At 60.6% G+C, this 16,817-nt stretch carries 19 protein-coding genes; 8 read left to right on the top strand and 11 right to left on the bottom strand.

The window, feature by feature from the left end:
* Window positions 1–176 precede the first annotated feature (176 nt).
* From GIW48_RS28885 to GIW48_RS28855, 7 genes are all read right to left on the bottom strand, one after another.
* Window positions 177–1,526 carry a CoA transferase gene (locus GIW48_RS28885; protein ID WP_236462518.1) on the bottom strand — a complete coding sequence of 450 codons (1,350 nt, stop codon included), beginning with the start codon at window positions 1,524–1,526 and terminating at the stop codon, window positions 177–179.
* 40 nt (window positions 1,527–1,566) lie between these two features.
* Window positions 1,567–2,910 carry a sensor histidine kinase gene (locus GIW48_RS28880; protein ID WP_017139155.1) on the bottom strand — a complete coding sequence of 448 codons (1,344 nt, stop codon included), beginning with the start codon at window positions 2,908–2,910 and terminating at the stop codon, window positions 1,567–1,569.
* Window positions 2,911–2,977: 67 nt separating this feature from the next.
* Entirely contained in the window at window positions 2,978–3,442 is a 465-nt protein-coding gene (locus tag GIW48_RS28875; protein ID WP_017139156.1) for an LTXXQ domain-containing protein, read from the bottom strand.
* Between the two features lie 368 nt (window positions 3,443–3,810).
* Entirely contained in the window at window positions 3,811–4,488 is a 678-nt protein-coding gene (locus tag GIW48_RS28870; RefSeq protein WP_017139157.1) for a response regulator transcription factor, read from the bottom strand.
* A 7-nt stretch (window positions 4,489–4,495) separates the two neighbouring features.
* The gene (locus tag GIW48_RS28865) at window positions 4,496–4,903 is read right to left on the bottom strand and encodes a translation initiation factor 2 (RefSeq protein ID WP_138453649.1); all 408 of its coding nucleotides are present in this window, start codon (window positions 4,901–4,903) and stop codon (window positions 4,496–4,498) included.
* 106 nt (window positions 4,904–5,009) lie between these two features.
* Window positions 5,010–5,309 carry a YciI family protein gene (locus GIW48_RS28860; RefSeq protein ID WP_236462515.1) on the bottom strand — a complete coding sequence of 100 codons (300 nt, stop codon included), beginning with the start codon at window positions 5,307–5,309 and terminating at the stop codon, window positions 5,010–5,012.
* Window position 5,310: 1 nt separating this feature from the next.
* On the bottom strand, window positions 5,311–5,907 hold the full coding sequence (locus GIW48_RS28855; protein WP_099549410.1) for a septation protein A: 597 nt from the start codon (window positions 5,905–5,907) through the stop codon (window positions 5,311–5,313).
* Window positions 5,908–5,994: 87 nt separating this feature from the next.
* Between GIW48_RS28855 and GIW48_RS28850 the strand changes: the two genes are divergently transcribed.
* The 6 genes from GIW48_RS28850 to rluB all read left to right on the top strand — a co-directional run bounded on the left by GIW48_RS28850 (window position 5,995) and on the right by rluB (window position 10,961).
* On the top strand, window positions 5,995–6,858 hold the full coding sequence (locus GIW48_RS28850) for a PHP domain-containing protein (RefSeq protein ID WP_099549411.1): 864 nt from the start codon (window positions 5,995–5,997) through the stop codon (window positions 6,856–6,858).
* A 13-nt stretch (window positions 6,859–6,871) separates the two neighbouring features.
* On the top strand, window positions 6,872–7,501 hold the full coding sequence (locus GIW48_RS28845; protein ID WP_017139161.1) for an L-threonylcarbamoyladenylate synthase: 630 nt from the start codon (window positions 6,872–6,874) through the stop codon (window positions 7,499–7,501).
* Between the two features lie 120 nt (window positions 7,502–7,621).
* On the top strand, window positions 7,622–8,320 hold the full coding sequence (locus GIW48_RS28840; RefSeq protein WP_169875663.1) for a segregation and condensation protein A: 699 nt from the start codon (window positions 7,622–7,624) through the stop codon (window positions 8,318–8,320).
* Window positions 8,321–8,332: 12 nt separating this feature from the next.
* Window positions 8,333–9,259, top strand: coding sequence for an SMC-Scp complex subunit ScpB (scpB, locus tag GIW48_RS28835; RefSeq protein WP_236462511.1), 927 nt, complete (start codon window positions 8,333–8,335; stop codon window positions 9,257–9,259).
* A 142-nt stretch (window positions 9,260–9,401) separates the two neighbouring features.
* Window positions 9,402–9,593 (top strand): DUF1289 domain-containing protein, encoded by a 192-nt coding sequence (locus tag GIW48_RS28830; RefSeq protein ID WP_138454185.1) that lies wholly within the window; start codon window positions 9,402–9,404, stop codon window positions 9,591–9,593.
* Window positions 9,594–9,737: 144 nt separating this feature from the next.
* Entirely contained in the window at window positions 9,738–10,961 is a 1,224-nt protein-coding gene (gene rluB, locus GIW48_RS28825) for a 23S rRNA pseudouridine(2605) synthase RluB (protein ID WP_017139164.1), read from the top strand.
* A gap of 193 nt (window positions 10,962–11,154) precedes the next feature.
* On the opposite strand, the gene GIW48_RS28820 is transcribed toward rluB, so the two are convergent.
* Together GIW48_RS28820 and GIW48_RS28815 are read right to left on the bottom strand one after the other, a co-directional pair.
* Window positions 11,155–12,114, bottom strand: a complete 960-nt coding sequence (locus GIW48_RS28820; RefSeq protein ID WP_017139165.1) for a hypothetical protein — start codon at window positions 12,112–12,114, stop codon at window positions 11,155–11,157.
* Window positions 12,115–12,187: 73 nt separating this feature from the next.
* Entirely contained in the window at window positions 12,188–12,325 is a 138-nt protein-coding gene (locus GIW48_RS28815; RefSeq protein WP_003175756.1) for a hypothetical protein, read from the bottom strand.
* Between the two features lie 647 nt (window positions 12,326–12,972).
* Between GIW48_RS28815 and GIW48_RS28810 the strand changes: the two genes are divergently transcribed.
* Complete coding sequence (locus GIW48_RS28810; protein ID WP_017139166.1) at window positions 12,973–14,394, top strand: amino acid permease; 1,422 nt, start codon at window positions 12,973–12,975, stop codon at window positions 14,392–14,394.
* 59 nt (window positions 14,395–14,453) lie between these two features.
* On the opposite strand, the gene GIW48_RS28805 is transcribed toward GIW48_RS28810, so the two are convergent.
* The gene (locus tag GIW48_RS28805) at window positions 14,454–14,831 is read right to left on the bottom strand and encodes a c-type cytochrome (protein WP_138453797.1); all 378 of its coding nucleotides are present in this window, start codon (window positions 14,829–14,831) and stop codon (window positions 14,454–14,456) included.
* 57 nt (window positions 14,832–14,888) lie between these two features.
* Between GIW48_RS28805 and arfB the strand changes: the two genes are divergently transcribed.
* A complete protein-coding gene (gene arfB / locus GIW48_RS28800; RefSeq protein WP_017139168.1) occupies window positions 14,889–15,302 on the top strand; it encodes an alternative ribosome rescue aminoacyl-tRNA hydrolase ArfB in 414 nt (137 codons plus the stop codon).
* Here the strand turns inward: arfB and GIW48_RS28795 are convergent.
* Window positions 15,299–16,495 (bottom strand): MFS transporter, encoded by a 1,197-nt coding sequence (locus tag GIW48_RS28795; RefSeq protein ID WP_176991483.1) that lies wholly within the window; start codon window positions 16,493–16,495, stop codon window positions 15,299–15,301. The genes arfB and GIW48_RS28795 overlap by 4 nt on opposite strands.
* Window positions 16,496–16,817: the final 322 nt, after the last annotated feature.

Below are 16,817 nucleotides of genomic sequence, written 5' to 3'. Positions count from 1 at the left end.
CTCAATGTGTGAGAGCCAGCTTCCACATTTGACTGTGGCCACACTTTCAATGTGTGAGAGCCAGCTCCCACATTTGACTGTGGCCACACTTTCAATGTGTGAGAGCCAGCTCCCACATTTGACTGTGTTCACACATCCAATGTGGGAGCTGGCTTGCCTGCGATAGCGATCTCAAGTCACCACTGAGCCCGATGTGAGCCCAATTCGCCGGCGGGCAAATCCCACTGCAACGGCGTGCCACTGATGCTCACCGGCGCCAGCAAACGATGCGCCTGGCCCCACGCCGTTTGCTCCACCACCAAGCCCTGATCGCCCGGTTCTTCGGCCCGCAACGCCGGCTGCTCCGGCACGTGCCCGGCCTCCACCAGCAATTTCGCCGTGCGCGCCAATGACAATTGCGCCGAACCACCGCGCCCGGTTTTAAACCGCTCACTCAACGCTTGAATCGCACTGGCCGCCATCAAATACCCGGTCGCATGATCCAGCGCCTGCAACGGCAGCGGCACCGGTTTATCTGCCTGTTTCCACGCCATGCCAGCGTCGGCAATCCCGCTGCTCATCTGCACCAAACTGTCGAAGCCGCGACGGTTACGCCACGGGCCGCTCCAGCCGTAGGCGTTGAGGCTCACGTCGATCAGGCCGGGGGCGAGGTTTTGCAGTTCAGTGGCGGTGTAGCCCAACTGCTCCAGTGCGTCGGCGCGGTAGCCGTGGAACAGGATGTCGGCGTCCTTGAGCAAGCTTTCGAACACCTGGCGGTCTTCAGCACTTTTAAGGTCCAGGCGTGCGCAGCGTTTGCCCAGGGTCATTTCCGGTACTACGCCGGGCTCGTTCCAGGTCGGCGAGTCGATGCGCAGTACATCTGCGCCCAAACCTGCGAGAAAACGGCTGGCCACGGGGCCGGCCAACACGCGGGTCAAATCCAGCACCTTGATGCCGGCCAGTGGGCGTGCCACCGAGCCGAGCCAAGGTTTGTCGCAGGGGGTGTCGAAGGCCTGGCGCTGCACCAATGCCTCGGCGTTCACCGCCAACCCTTGCGGATGGGTTTGCCAGGCCTGCCATGTACGCATCTGCGCCGCGCAACCGCCGGCATCGACGATCGCCTGTTCCAGTTCGGCGGCGTTCCAGGTCGCGACTTTACTGGCCATCTCGGCGCGGTCCTTGACCTTGCCCAGCACGCGCTCGGCAGCGGCACGGTGGTGGGGCGCATTGGTATGCAAACGGATCCAGCCGTCGGCGCTGGCGTAGTCGCCGGCTACCGGGTCCCACAGCGGCGGTACTTGCCAGCCCACCGGGCGAATCGAGGAGGAGAACCAGAAGGAAGCGAGGCGCCGGTCCACGCTTACGCTGGGCAAGCGTCCGGTCTGTTGCTGGATAAGTTGAGCAACCGCCTGGCCGGCAGCGCCGAGGCTGGCGCTGGCCAGTTCGGTTACGGCAAAGGTCGAGGGCAGGGCGCCGGCCTCGGTAAACGTCAGCGGGGTTTGCGGTAGATCGAGTGCGGCTTGGATGGATGTCAGCAGGTCAGTCATCAAAGGCCCTCCGTTAGAGAAGGGCCACTATAGAAGATCCTCACACGGCTGTGACCACTCCCGGCTCCAACGGCAAGTCGATGCTGGCGATAAAACCGCCGTCCGGGTGATTGCCCAGGATCAGGCTGCCGCCATGGCGTTCGGCGGCGCGACGGGCAATCGCCAGGCCCAGCCCGTGGCCTTGTGCGGCCTGGCCAGGCGCGCGATAAAACGGCTCGCCCAACTGGCTCAGGTGTTCGGCTTCAACGCCGGGGCCGTGGTCGCGCACGCTGATCAGGATGCGCTCGCCCTGGTGCCGGGCGCTTAGCTCGATCGGCTGGCCCACGGGGTTAAAGCGCTGGGCGTTACGCAGCAGGTTGTCCACGGCGCGCTCGATCATGGTCGGCCAGCCCTTGAGGTGCAGCTCGGGCTCGGCGCTCAGTTGCACCATCTGTTCCGGCGCACTGAGTTGGGCATCCTTTTGCAAGGTCCTGAGCAGTGGGGTGAGGTCGACGTCTTCGGCGCTGGCGTTGTCGGCATCCACGCGGGCCAGCACCAGAATCTCGCTGATCAGCGCTTCCAGGCGGTCGCACTCGCGGGTCAGGCGCGGCCACAGCCGTTCGCGTTCTTCCGGGCTGGCGCGTTCGGCCAGGGCCAGGGCAATACGCAGGCGGGCCAGCGGTGAGCGCAGTTCGTGGGACACATCGCGCAGCAACTGGCGCTGGCTGCCGATCAGGCTTTGCAGGCGCGCGCCCATGCGGTTGAAGTCGGTGGCGAGCACGCCGAACTCATCGCGGCGGTTGGCCAGTTGCGCCAGGCTGTTTTGCTGATAGGTGGTCTGGCCCAGGTCATGCACCGCACCGCGCAGGCGGCTGAGTGGGCGGGTGATGGACAAGGTCACCAGCAGGCTGAACAACGTCAGTACCACCAGGGCAATCGCCAGCGCGCTAAACGGCCACAGCAGGCTGCTGCGGTGCCAGGCGTCCAGTTCCGGGTTGGGGATGCGGTAGATCAGCAGGTACGTGTCCCCGGTTTTTTCACTGGTGTACTCGGCGGTCAGGCGGCGCCAGGGCAAGTGGCTGTCCTGGTTGTCATTCTGGCGGGCTTCGAAGGCGGCGGCGCGACGTGGGAACGTGCCGCGTACCACCGGGTCGCCGCTTTCGTTGAGTACCTGCACGTCGATGTGGTACTGGCGTTTGCGTTGTTGCAGCAAATCCTGGGCGGCGTCCTCACCCTGGGCTTCATAGAGTTGCGTCCACTCTTGCGCCAGGTTGTTGAGGCCGGGATGGCGGCTGAGAATCCAGGCGTCCTGGTTGAGCATGTGCCCAAGCAGGATCGACAGCCCGGCAACCAAGGCGATGGCCAGCCAGAAACTGGCCAGGATGCGCCAGAACAATGAACGCACAGGAAACCCTCAAGCAGGAAAAGCCCAGCGGCGTGAGCCACTGGGCTGGGGAGGTAACGCTAGAGCATTATTGCGCTTTTTGCGGCTGTTGCGCTTTCCAGGCCTGGAATTCCTTCCACTCGGCGCGGCGCTCGGCTTGCTTCTTGACGATCTCGTCGAATTTCTTCTGTTGATCGGGTTTGAGCACGGCACGGATGTCAGCCTGGGTTTTCTGTTTGCCGGCGGCGATTTCATCCTGCATGGCTTTCTGGTCAGCAGCCGGCAGCTTGTCCAGGTACTTTTTGACCAGGTCTTTGCGGGCGTGCCATTGGTCACCCATCAATTTGCCGATTTGCTGGCGCTGTTCCTTGGTCAGGTCCAGCTGGCTGAAGGGGCCGCCTTTGCCACGCGGACCGTGTTCACCGCCGTGGCCCGGGCCACCCATCATGTGGCCTTCTGGGCCGCCCATCGGGCCTGGGCCTTCTGGCATTGCGGCCATGGCAACGGTCGGCAGGGCAGCGGCGAACATCAGAGCGATAAGGGTCTTGCGCATGGTGTTTCTCCTGTCTCTATTCCGGTGAGTCCGGATGTGAGTAGGTTACGCAGCGCAAGGTCAGCGGCGGTCAGGGGAGGGTAAAGCTTGGGTAAAGAGGGTTTTGATGTGAACTGACAAAACTGTCGGATTGATGCGATCAAGTGTGGGAGCTGGCTTGCCTGCGAATGCGGCGGGTCAGCTACATAGATGCAAGCTGACCCTGCGCTATCGCAGGCAAGCCAGCTCCCACTGGGCAATTGATCGTTCCCACGCTCTGCGTGGGAATGCATACCGTGACGCTCTGCGTCACCGGCGTACACAGCGGGACGCAGAGCGTCCCCGGCGGCATTACCACGCGGAGCGTGGGAACGATCTTTAAACGATCTTTAAAGGCTGTAGTAGTAGCCGCGGCTGCGCAGCGCCACGATCCGTGGCCGACCATCCGGGTGTGGGCCGATCTTTTTGCGCAGGTTGCTCACGTGCATGTCCAGGCTGCGGTCGTACAGAGTGAGCTTGCGGCCCAGGGCGATCTGCGCCAGTTCCTGCTTGTCCAGCGGCTCGCCGGGCTGGCGCAGCAAGGCTTCGAGCAGGCGGCTTTCGGACACGGTGAGGGTGAATTCCTGCTCGTCGATGCTGACCACACCGCGCACCGGGCTGAAGCACAAATCGCCCAGTTCCATCTGCGTCGACACGGCGGCCGGGTGGCTGCGGCGCAGCACGGCGCGCAGGCGCGCAGTCAGCTCGCGCGGGTCACAGGGCTTGGCCAGGTAATCGTCGGCACCCAGTTCCAGGCCGAGGATACGGTCCAGCGGTTCGCCACGGGCCGAGAGCATCACCACCGGCAATTCCGGGTGGTCATTGCGCAATTGCTTGAGCAACTCCAGGCCGCTGCCATCCGGCAGCATCACGTCAAGCACGACGGCGGCGGGAGCGGCTTCGGCCAGGGCTTTGCGCGCGCTCACGCCGTCGTGGCAGGCGCGCACCTGGAAACCCTCCTGGCTCAGCCAACTGGTCAGCAGCTCACAGAGCTCCTGGTCATCATCTATCAGTAACAGCTCGCTCATGACTCACTCAATTTAGCCATTGTCGACGGCGACGGTGCCCACCGCTGGCGAAGATCCCGCACAGCAAAGCGATCAGTGCGACGGCCCCGCCGGTAACAAACCACTGTTGTTGTTCGGTCAGCCAGCGGGTCAAGGCGCCGCCTTGTGTCTCTTTGAGTTGCTGGACCAGGCGTTGGTTCTCCTGGCGCAAGCGACTCAGTTGGGCGCTTTCGCGAGCAGTATCTGCACTTTGCAGTTGTTTGCTCAGTTCTTCACGCAGCCGTTCGCTTTCTTTCAAGCGTTGCTGCAACTCGGTGATCTGGCTGCCGGCGCCCAGGGACAAGGGCGTGGAGCTGCCAGTGTTCGAGGTTTCTTCAGCGTGGGCGCTCGCCCCGATCATTAACACTGCCAACAGACACAACGGACGTAAGCGCATCGGAACTCCTGATTCCACACGAATATTCAGAACGTTGTCGGCAGGTTACCGAGAATAATGAGCAATTAGGAGCGCGCCGAACCGATTAGGTTCAGCGCAGCCGGGCTTAAGGCAGGACTTGCTTGAACGGCTTGATCACTACATCAGCGTAGACGCCTGCGGCGATGTACGGGTCGGCGTTGGCCCAGGCCTGGGCATCGGCCAGCGAGGCGAACTCGGCAATGATCAGGCTGCCGGTGAAGCCGGCGGCGCCTGGGTCATTGCTGTCGACGGCCGGGTGCGGGCCTGCGATCACCAGACGGCCTTCGGCTTGCAGGGTTTTCAGGCGCTCAACGTGCGCCGGACGCACGCTCAGGCGTTTTTCCAGCGAGTCGGCAACGTCGGTGGCAATGATGGCGTAGAACATGTCAGTCCTCGGTTTTCGGCGTGGTAGGGGCGGTGTCATGCAGATGGCGCGACAGGTAGATACCTTGGCCGATCAGGAACAATACGGTCATGCCCAGGCTACCGAAGACTTTGAAGTCGACCCAGTAATCCTGGAAGGTAAAGGCCACGAACAGGTTGGCGGCGCCGCAGAACAGGAAAAACACGATCCAGGCCACGTTCAAACGCGTCCATACCGGCTCCGGCAGGGTCAGCGCGTGGCCCATGATGCGCTTGATCAACAAGCGGTCACCAATGAAGTGGCTGCCGATAAACACCAGCGCGAACAGCCAGTTCACTACCGGGGCTTTCCATTTAAGGAAGGTTTCGCTGTGAAAGGCCAGGGTCAGGCCGCCGAACACCAGGCAGGCAACCAGGGTGAGCCATTGGCTTTTTTCCAGTTTGCGCTGGGAAATGAAAATGGCGCCGTAGACTACGATAGAACTGACGATCAGTACGGCGGTGGCGCTGTAGATGCCCCCGAACGAGAGCGGATGACCGGCGATATCGATGACCCTGGGGTCGAGTTTGGTAACGATGAAAAACAGCAACAGCGGGATGAAGTCGATGAATTGTTTCACAGTAAGAGCCAGAAGCTGGATGTGGCGGCATAATAACAAACATCCTTGGTAGCGAAAGCGCCAGCTGACTTGAGGTTACACACTCCCGTGAATGTTGATTTGCACTGCCACAGCACGGCCTCCGATGGCGCCCTGGCGCCCGCGGTACTGGTTGCGCGTGCGTTTGAAAAAGGCGTGCGAGTCTTGTCGTTGACCGACCACGACACCCTCGAAGGCCTCGACGAGGCCCGCACGGCGGCGCATGCCTTGGGCATGCAACTGGTCAACGGCGTGGAATTGTCCTGTACCTGGGGCGGCGCCACCATTCATGTGCTCGGCTACGGCTTCGATCAAAACGCCGCGCCTTTGGTGGCGGCCATCGCCCAATTGCACGATGGCCGTTGGCTGAGGTCCGAAGAAATAAGCCGCAAGCTCAGCCTTAAAGGCATGCCCAATGCGCTCGACGGCGCCCGCGCCATCCAGCAAGAGCTGGGCGACAGCGGCAACGCACCGGCCCGCCCGCACTTTGCCGACTGGATGGTGCGTGAAGGTTTCGTCAAGGACCGCGCCGAAGCGTTTCGCAAATGGCTGGGCGCCGGCAAGTTGGGTGATGTGAAGCAACACTGGCCGACGCTGGAAGATACCGTCGGCACATTGCGTGCCTCCGGAGCCTGGGTGAGCCTGGCGCATCCCTGGCATTACGATTTCACCCGCAGCAAGCGCCGCAAGCTGATTGCCGACTATATTGGAGCGGGCGGCCACGCAATCGAAGTGGTCAACGGGCATCAACCCGCTGAGCAGGTGGGCAGCCTGGCGATTCTTGCTCGCGAATTTGGTCTGCTGGTCAGCGCCGGCAGTGATTTTCATGGCCCAGGCGGCTGGTCCGAGATTGGCGAGTACCGCCAGGTCCCGGAAGACTTGCCGCTGTTGTGGGGGCGATTCAAGCATGACCCCATTATTGCCACCGTCTGAACAGGTAGAACACGTGAGTCAATTCTTCCAGATTCATCCGGAAAACCCTCAAGCGCGCCTGATTAAACAGGCCGTGGAGATCATTCGCGCCGGTGGCGTGGTGATCTACCCAACGGATTCGTCCTACGCCATTGGTTGCCAGATCGGCGACAAGAGCGCAGTTGAACGGGTCAGACGCCTGCGTGACCTGGACAAAAACCACAACTTTGCGCTGATCTGCAGCGACTTGTCGCAACTGGGGCTGTTCGCCAAAGTCGACACCGGCACCTTCCGCCTGCTCAAGGCGCACACGCCGGGGCCGTACACCTTTATTCTGAATGCCACCCGCGAAGTGCCGCGCCTGTTGCTGCACCCCAAAAAGCGCACCATCGGCCTGCGTGTGCCCGAGCACCCGATTGCCCTGGCGTTGCTGGCAGAACTGGGTGAGCCGTTGATGAGCGTGTCGCTGATTTTGCCCGGTGAAGAAGAGCCGCTGTACGACCCTTACGAGATGCGCCGCCTGCTGGAAAAACACGTCGATCTGATCATTGACGGCGGCTACGGCGGCAACAAGGCGTCCACTGTGATCAACCTGGCCGACGGCGAGCCGGAAGTGGTGCGCGTGGGCTGCGGCGACCCGACGCCGTTTATGGTCGAGGCCTGAATGTCGGCCGTGGAAACCGCTGATCCCCAGGCGGGCGCCCAGCAGGAACTGCCATTTGCCATGGTGTATGGCCAGGCGGTCATGGAAATGCCGCTGGACCTGTATATTCCGCCGGATGCGCTGGAGGTCTTTCTTGAGGCCTTCGAAGGCCCGCTGGATTTGCTGCTGTACCTGATTCGCAAGCAGAACATCAATATCCTCGACATCCCGGTGGCAGAAATCACTCGCCAGTACATGGGGTATGTCGAGTTGATGCAGTCGGTACGCCTGGAATTGGCCGCCGAGTACCTGGTGATGGCCGCCATGCTCGCCGAGATCAAGTCGCGCATGCTGTTGCCGCGTTCCGAGACCATTGAGGCCGAAGAAGACGACCCGCGGGCCGAGCTGATCCGCCGTCTGCAAGAATATGAACGCTTCAAGGCCGCCGCCGAAGGCATCGACGGCTTGAGCCGCGTGGGCCGTGATGTGGTGGTGCCCAAGCTCGATGCCCCGGAAGCCCGGGCGCGCAAGCTGTTGCCGGATGTGAGCCTGGAAGAATTGCTGATGTCCATGGCCGAGGTGCTGCGCCGGGGTGACATGTTTGAAAGCCACCAGGTCAGCCGCGAAGCGCTGTCGACCCGCGAGCGCATGAGCGATGTGCTGGAGCGCCTCAAGGGCGGCGGCTTTGTGCCGTTTGTCGAGCTGTTTACCAAAGAGGAAGGGCGCCTGGGGGTGGTGGTGACCTTTATGGCCATCCTCGAACTGGTCAAGGAATCCTTGGTCGAGCTGGTCCAGAATGAGCCTTTTGCGGCTATCCACGTGCGGGCGCGAGCCGAATAAAGAGCTGAATCGATGAATCTGACTGAACCCCGCGAACTGGCGCCCTTGCTGGAAGCCTTTCTCCTGGCCTCGGGTAAACCGCAATCCCTGGAACGCTTGTTCGAGTTGTTTGAAGAGGCCGAGCGCCCTGAACCACCGGTGTTCAAGAAGGCGCTGGATATTCTGCGCAAGTCCTGCGACGGCCGCGCCTTTGAACTGCGCGAAGTGGCGTCAGGTTATCGCTTGCAGATCCGTGAGAAATTTTCCCCGTGGGTCGGCCGCTTGTGGGAAGAGCGCCCGCAGCGTTATTCCCGCGCGATGCTGGAGACCATGGCACTGATTGCCTACCGCCAGCCCATCACGCGGGGCGAGATTGAGGATGTGCGGGGTGTGGCGGTCAACAGCCATATCGTCAAGACACTGCTGGAGCGCGAGTGGATCCGCATCGTCGGCTACCGCGACGTGCCCGGCAAACCGGCGATGTTTGCCACCACCAAGGTGTTTCTCGACCACTTCAACCTGAAAAACCTCGACGACCTGCCGCCGCTTGCCGAACTGCGCGAGATGGAAGCCGAGCCGGTGCTCGACTTCGACGACGCGCCGGTGCCGGCCAGCTTGCAGGAGCTGGCCGACGCCACCGCCGAGCCGGAAGAGCCGAAGGACGAAACCAGTTTCCATACCTTGCTGCTTGAACTGGATGATATGGAGCAGGGCATCAAGACTGACTTTGATGACTTGCTGCGTGATGGCGCGGCTGAGCCTGAAACCCAGGTGAACGTTGAGGTTGAGGCCGAAGTCGAACCGGAACCCGAAGAGGATATCCTCGGCGTGGCCGAAGCCCGTGAAAAACTCCTGGCCGCCGTGGCCGCCCTTGAGCAGCCGCCGCTTAGCGACGAGGAAGACGAAGCCCGGGCGCTGGCTGAAGCCATCGAAGCCGAACGACGCCAGTTTGAGGACTGACCCGGTCTGCCAGACACATGGAAACCCTGTGGGAGCTGGCTTGCCTGCGATGCGGGTGCCCCGGTCTGTCGGTTGTACCGAGGTGATGCCATCGCAGGCAAGCCAGCTCCCACAGAAAAGCCAGCTTGCTGGGAGGATTCAAATGAGTTCTACCAAAGACCCTTGCATCAGCATCTGCAAATTCGCCGATGACATCTGCGTCGGCTGTGGCCGCAGCAAGCGCGAAATCCGCGCCTGGAAGAAGCTCGACAAAACCGACAAACGCACCGTTCTGGCCGAAGCCGAGCTGCGCCTGCTGGCCCTGGGCGCCACTGGTCGGCGGAAAAGCAAATGACTTGGGCCTTATCGACTAGTCTGTGATGCGAAACCCGCGCCATGCGCGTATGATTCGCGACCCTTTGCCGATCTATTCGGCCAAAGCCCTGCTTTCAATACTCTTCAGGCCACGCCTGAATCGACCCACCGGGAGGTGCTTAAGATGAACGACCAAGACCAGAACGACAGCCAGGAAATCGGCCCAGCAGGCGAAAAACTGCAAAAGGTGCTGGCGCGTATCGGCGTGGGCTCACGCCGCGACGTCGAAGCCTGGATCACCCAGAAGCGCATCAAGGTCAATGGCGTCGAGGCTACCCTCGGCCAGCGCGTCGACCTGCACGATGCAATCACCATTGATGGCAAAGTCATCAAGCGTGAAGAGGCCGCCGAATCGGTGCGCCGCGTGATCATGTACAACAAGCCCGACGGCGAGATCTGCACCCGTGACGACCCGGAAGGCCGTCCGACCGTGTTCGACAAGATGCCCAAGCCCAAAGAAGGCCGCTGGATCAACATCGGCCGCCTGGACATCAACACCACTGGCTTGCTGATGTTCACCACCGACGGTGAGCTGGCCAACCGCTTGATGCACCCGTCCTACGAGATGGACCGTGAGTACGCTGTACGTGTACGCGGCGAAGTCGATGACGAGATGATCGAACGCCTGAAGGCTGGCGTGGTGCTGGAAGACGGCCCGGCCAAGTTCACCGACATCAAGCAGGCGCCCGGTGGCGAAGGTTTCAACCACTGGTACCACTGCGTGGTGATGGAAGGCCGTAACCGTGAAGTACGTCGCCTGTGGGAATCCCAGGGCCTGGTGGTCAGCCGCCTGAAGCGCGTGCGTTTCGGCCCGGTGTTCCTCAACTCCGACCTGCCGATGGGCCGCTGGCGCGAAATGAGCCAGTACGAAGTCGACATCCTCAGTGCCGAAGTCGGCCTGACGCCGGTGGCCATGCCGCAGATGAACGCCAAGAGCAAAGACAAGCTTGAGCGTATGCAGCGTAAATCTTCGCGCCCTGTTGCGCGTACCGAGCGTGTTGCACGCACCTTGCGCCCTGCGCTGAATGCACCGGCGACCGGTGGGCGTATCTCCCGTGAGCCGCACATCGAAGGCGAGCGTCGCCCAACCGCGCCATCGCGTCAGGAAGGCGAGCGTGCGCCACGCACCCCGCGTCCTGCCCGTGGTGAAGCGCCAAGCGGCGGCCGTAGCAACCGTGGTGAAGCGGACCGCCCAGCGGACAACGCCAGCACCAAGCGCCCAGCCAAGCCCGCGGCGAACAAGCGCCCTGGTCCTAAACTGGTCGCCGACGAGCCGTCGGGCAAGCGCCGTGGCGCGCCGGCCGGTTCCGGTCAGCGTCCGGGTTTTGGTCGCAAGAAGCCGCAGTGATTTAACCGCTGTATAAAAAAACGCCAACCTTAGGGTTGGCGTTTTTTTTTGCTCTGAAAGTTGGTAACCCAATCAAGTGTGGGAGCTGGCTTGCCTGCGATGCGGGCACCTCGGTTTACCAGGCAAACCGCAGTGATGCTATCGCAGGCAAGCCAGCTCCCACAGGGATCCGCTTTGTTTCAACGAGGTGTGTTTAGAACGCAAATCTGCCATCAAACACCGGCTTGTCATCCAGCGCCAACACCCCGCTGGCAAAGATCAAATCCAAGTGATGGCTGCCTTTTTGCCCGCCGCCCAAGCCCAGGTGTAACCCGCAATGGCGCTCCTCGAAGCCGGCATTGCGTGCATACAAGTCTTTCACGCCCTCGTTGGTGCCAATCCCCAATTCCTCCACACGGCGGTTGGACGGGTTGGCATTCAGGTATTTATTGAAGTCGTCCGCCAGCCCTGGCACCTCGCTGGCCACGCTGCAAACCGTCGAGTTCTCGATCCACAGCTCCAGCGGTGATTGCAGCACGCCGTACTTACGCGCAAACGGGATGGTGCTGAGGAAGGTGCCAACAAACCGCACCTGGCCATTGATGGCTTCGCTGTGGGTGGCGATTTCGCCTGGTGCCAGGTCGTGGTTGCCGACCCCGTTGATATTGGTCCACTTCTTGATGCTGCTCAGTGGCGCTTCAAGGCGGGAGCCGTGTTTGTCGGTAAAGCTCAGCACGTTGGCCTGGGACATGCGCCGGATCAGCGTAGCGTTGAGGTCGGCGATGCGCTGCGGCTCGACGCTGAAGGTGTCGTAGAAATAGTCGCCATAATCCTTGAACAGCAGGGATTTCTTCCAGTGTTCGGCCATCACGCCTTGCAGGGCGCGAATAAAATCCGGGCCTTCGGCACGTGGGTTGGGCAGGGTCGAAGAGTCATACAGAAACAGGTACAGGTCGCAGGCTTCGATGGCGTGGGCCAGGGTGTCGCTGGGCGTGAGGTCCAGGCGCTGGCATTGGAAGTTGAAGCGTGCGGCGCTGCTGTGGGTGATTGCTTCGGCGATGGCGTCGTAGCGCTCGGTATGGCCCAGCAACACCGTCGGGCGGCTCAGGCCGTTGAGTGCCGGGTGGTGTGCGAGGTAGTAGAGGAAGTGTTCGACGGCGCGGGCCTTGTCCATGACGGGTGTCCTTCTGTGCCTTGGGTAAGGGGGCAGGTGCCGTGCACAGCACCTGCCGGATGCCTGCCGGGTGTTAGAAAGGCCACATCGCAGTGCCAAAGGGCACAACGGCATCGGCTTGCATCATTTCAACGGCGGCCTCATGGGTCGGCGCTTCAAACCAATCGTCGAGTTGCAGTTCGGTTTCCAGGTCGTTTTCCAGTGCTTGCATGGTATTTCTCCTAGAGGACGTTGTTTGAGAACGGCTTGCCAACGGGCTTCGCTGGCAAGTGAAAGAACCTAGGAGAGAGTGTTTGGAAATGCAAAATATTTATTGACACGGTCTCATTTGAATTTTTTCTTCTGTTTTTTCAGTGTGTTTTTTTATCCAGAAAAAACAGCAAATTGGCTGAACCGATTTTTCAAAAACTTCCCACTGACAGTTTTCCGTTAGCTGACGAAAAAGTCTGCCTGTAACGCTGGTTTTCCGGGGTGTAACGTTTAATTTACGAGTTTGTCCGGGTGTTACTGAGTGCCGTCCAGCTGTAAGGATTAGCTTACAGTTTGGTGTGTGCACTCTGTTGGGGCGTGCTGAAGCTGTCGAGCGGTGTACAATGCGCCGCGTTTTACTGTGACCCCCTTGCGTATCCACGCAAAAGGCCAAGACCTCAGGGTTTACCCACCCTGATCACTCCGTGCGGCCACGAGTCGGACGGGTTCGATTTCGTCACAGATAAAAACAAACAGGTGACGCATGACCGTTAGAAAGACGCTGTACTCCTGGTGCCTGCGCTGGGGTTTGAGCGGCGCTGCTTGAGTCGGTAATTCAAGGCAGCAACCTGCATTCGACATTCTCAAACCTTGCGTGAGACCCTTTTCATGAGTGGACCCCAATCTTCTTCAGGCGAGCTGAAACGCGGCCTGAAAAATCGGCATATCCAGTTGATCGCCCTCGGTGGCGCCATCGGCACCGGCCTGTTCCTGGGCTCGGCCGGCGTGCTCAAATCCGCCGGCCCTTCGATGATCCTGGGTTATGCCATCTGCGGCTTCATCGCCTTCATGATCATGCGCCAGCTCGGCGAAATGATCGTCGAAGAGCCGGTCGCCGGTTCCTTCAGCCACTTTGCCCATAAGTACTGGGGCGGTTTCGCCGGCTTCCTGTCGGGCTGGAACTGCTGGATTTTGTACATCCTGGTAGGGATGTCGGAGCTGACTGCGGTCGGCAAGTATGTGCACTACTGGTGGCCGGAGATCCCGACCTGGGTCTCGGCGGCGGCGTTCTTCGTATTGATCAACCTGATCAACCTGGCCAACGTCAAAGTCTTCGGTGAGGCCGAATTCTGGTTCGCCATCATCAAAGTCGTGGCTATCGTCGGCATGATTGCCCTGGGCAGCTATTTGCTGGTCAGCGGCAGCGGCGGTCCGCAAGCGTCGGTGAGCAACCTGTGGGACCACGGTGGGTTCTTCCCCCATGGCGTCGGCGGTTTGGTGATGGCCATGGCGATCATCATGTTCTCGTTCGGTGGTCTGGAAATGCTCGGTTTTACCGCTGCTGAGGCCGATCAGCCACGTACGGTGATCCCCAAGGCGATCAATCAGGTGATCTACCGCATCCTGATTTTCTACATCGGCGCCCTGGTGGTGCTGTTGTCGCTGACGCCGTGGGACAGCCTGCTGGCGACCCTTAACGCGTCCGGCGATGCCTACAGCGGCAGCCCATTCGTGCAGGTGTTCTCGATGCTGGGCAGCAACACCGCCGCGCACATCCTCAACTTTGTGGTGCTGACGGCGGCATTGTCGGTGTACAACAGTGGCACCTACTGCAACAGCCGCATGCTGCTGGGCATGGCTGAGCAGGGCGACGCGCCCAAGGCATTGGCCAAAATCGACAAGCGCGGCGTGCCGGTGCGCTCGATCCTCGCCTCGGCAGCGGTCACTCTGGTGGCGGTGTTGATGAACTACTTCATCCCGCAACACGCGCTGGAGTTGTTGATGTCGCTGGTGGTTGCCACCCTGGTAATCAACTGGGCGATGATCAGCTTTTCGCACTTCAAGTTCCGCCAACACATGAACCGCACCGGCCAGGTGCCGCTGTTCAAGGCGCTGTGGTATCCGTATGGCAATTACATCTGCCTGGCGTTCGTGGTGTTTATCCTGGTGATCATGCTGATGATTCCGGGGATTCAGGTGTCGGTATACGCAATCCCGGTGTGGGTAGCGTTCATGGCGGTGTGTTACTGGATCAAGAACAAGCGCAGTGCTGAAGCCGCATTGACCACGGCAAATGCAGCGCTGAAGTAAGCGACGCTCCATCGGCGATTAATACCCCTCTATTGAGGGGTATTTTTTTGCGATGCGATTCATCGGCTGTTTGCAATAACGCCACTCATGTAGGCGTTCAAGTCGCGAAAATCCTTGACGCTCCAGGCATGCGGCGCAACCTTCACACCATTGTCTTGCAGGGTTTTTGGGATCAGGTTGCCATTCGGGCGAAGGATCACCGAAGACACAATAACGCCCGGATAATCTGCCAGCCGTTTTTTGAAAGCAGGCGTTGTGAGGTCGGGCGTGGGCGGGCTGCTTTTCCTGGCCAATGGCCCGGAGGCCTTGAGGTCCGGGCCGTGGCACATGGCGCATCGCTGTGAATACAGGTTTTTGCCGTTGGCAGTGTCCGCGACGGACAGTGGCGTTTGAATGAGTGATAAAGTGCCGAGCACAGTGATGAATAGCCTTTTCATATTCCTGCGTCCTTGTTGTTTATGTTGTTGTGGCCCGTTGCCTAAGGTTTTTGATTGATGCTGGTAATTTCCAACAACGTGCACTTGCCCGATGCCGAGATCGAGTTGACCGCCATTCGCGCCCAGGGCGCCGGTGGGCAGAACGTCAACAAGGTGTCGAGCGCGGTGCACCTGCGGTTTGATATCCCGGCTTCATCGTTGCCGGCGTTCTATAAGGAGCGTTTGCTGGCGCTGCGTGACAGTCGTATCACCAGTGAAGGTGTGTTGGTGCTCAAGGCTCAGCAATACCGCACTCAGGAACAGAACCGTGCCGATGCACTGGAGCGCCTGGTGGAGTTGATCCTCAGCGCCACCAAGGTCGAAAAAAAGCGCCGCCCGACCAAACCCACCCTGGGTTCGAAAAAGCGTCGCCTGGAATCCAAGACCAAGCGCGGCAGCATCAAGGCCGGGCGCGGCAAGGTCGACTTCTAGGCGCCTCTCGCCTCGCGGGCCTTGGGGGCTTGCCGGTACAGGTAAACACTCAGCAGCAGACCACCGACCGACGCGAGGGCGGCAAACAGGAATATCGACGCAAAGCCGAAGCCTGCCGCCACCGCCCCGGCCAGTGGGCCGGTGATACCCAATGACAAGTCGATAAACAGCGAATAAGCCCCCACCGCCGCGCCACGGCTGGAGGCCGGCACCAGGTTGACGGCTTCTACGCCCAGTGCTGGAAACACCAGCGAAAAGCCAAACCCACTCAACGCCGCACCGGCCAGCGCCCATTGCGCGTCGGGTGCCAGCCATAGCAACAACAGGCCAAGGGCTTCTACCGACAGGCAGGCAATCGCCACACGAAAGCCGCCGATCCGGTTGATCAAATTGCCGAACAACAGGCGCGCGCCGATAAAACTGGCGCCGAACAGGCTCAATGCCCACACCGCGTTGTCCCAATGCTGGGTGGTGTAATACAGGGTGATAAAGGTGGCGATGGTGCCAAAACCAATCGAACCCAACGCCAGGGCACAGCCGTGTGGCAGTACGCGGCCGAGCACATTCATGAAGGGCAGGCGCACGCCGGCCACAATTGGCGCGGCTTCCTTGTTCCAGGCCAACAGCACGCCGAGCACTGCCAGCAGGATGATGCTGACGCCCATGCTCCACAGCCCCAAGTGGCTGACCAGCAGCACACCCAGCGGCGCACCGATGGCCAGCGCGCCGTAGCTGGCGATGCCATTCCACGAGATGACCTTGGCCGTGTTGGCGGCGCCGACCCGGCCGATGCCCCAGCCGATGGCGCCAGAGCCCACCAGGCTTTCCGCGCTGCCCAGCACCAGTCGGCCAATCAGCAGGCTGATCAGGCTGACGCCCGGCAGGCTGGAAAACCACGCCGCCAGCAACATGAACACGCCGCTCAGGCCGCAACCGACCAAGCCGATCAGCACCGCGCGCTTGCTGCCCAGGTTATCGATGATTTTGCCTGCATACGGACGGCTCAGCAGGGTGGCCAGGTATTGCACGCTGATTACCAAGCCCGCGATAACTGCGCCGTAGCCCAGTTGGCTGTGCACATAGCCCGGCAATACGGCCAGGGGAATACCGATGTTGAGGTAGCCGATAAAGGTAAACAGCACGATGGAAACGACTTGCAGCGTGACCGCCATGGGGCGCTGGGTATCTGGCATGGGGGAGGTCCACCGTCGCAGCAGGTAAAGATAGGCTGCTAATGATACCGATGCTTTGGCTTGTGCAGGGCGGTAAAAAGCAAAACGTCAGCTCAAAAAGACATCAGGCTTGAGGCGGGGCCAGCATTTGCGTGGTCACCAGGGCGGCCAAGGCGTTTTCCTGGGTGCCAAAACGCTTGAGCAGCAGGGCTTGATTCGTCCCTTATACACATCTTCGAGGCCACGAGACGTGGCATAGTAACCCGTCTTCCGTCTTTTTCTTGCTAAAAAAAAACGATATCGTACTATTCGTGAGTTTGTTATCTGTGTGTTATTCTTACCG

Origin of the sequence: Pseudomonas sp. PA-6-3C (assembly GCF_021605825.1) — a bacterium.
Taxonomy (GTDB): Bacteria; Pseudomonadota; Gammaproteobacteria; order Pseudomonadales; family Pseudomonadaceae; genus Aquipseudomonas; species Aquipseudomonas edaphica.
Note: the sequence above shows the minus strand (reverse complement) of the source record. Positions and strands in the feature narration are given on the sequence as shown.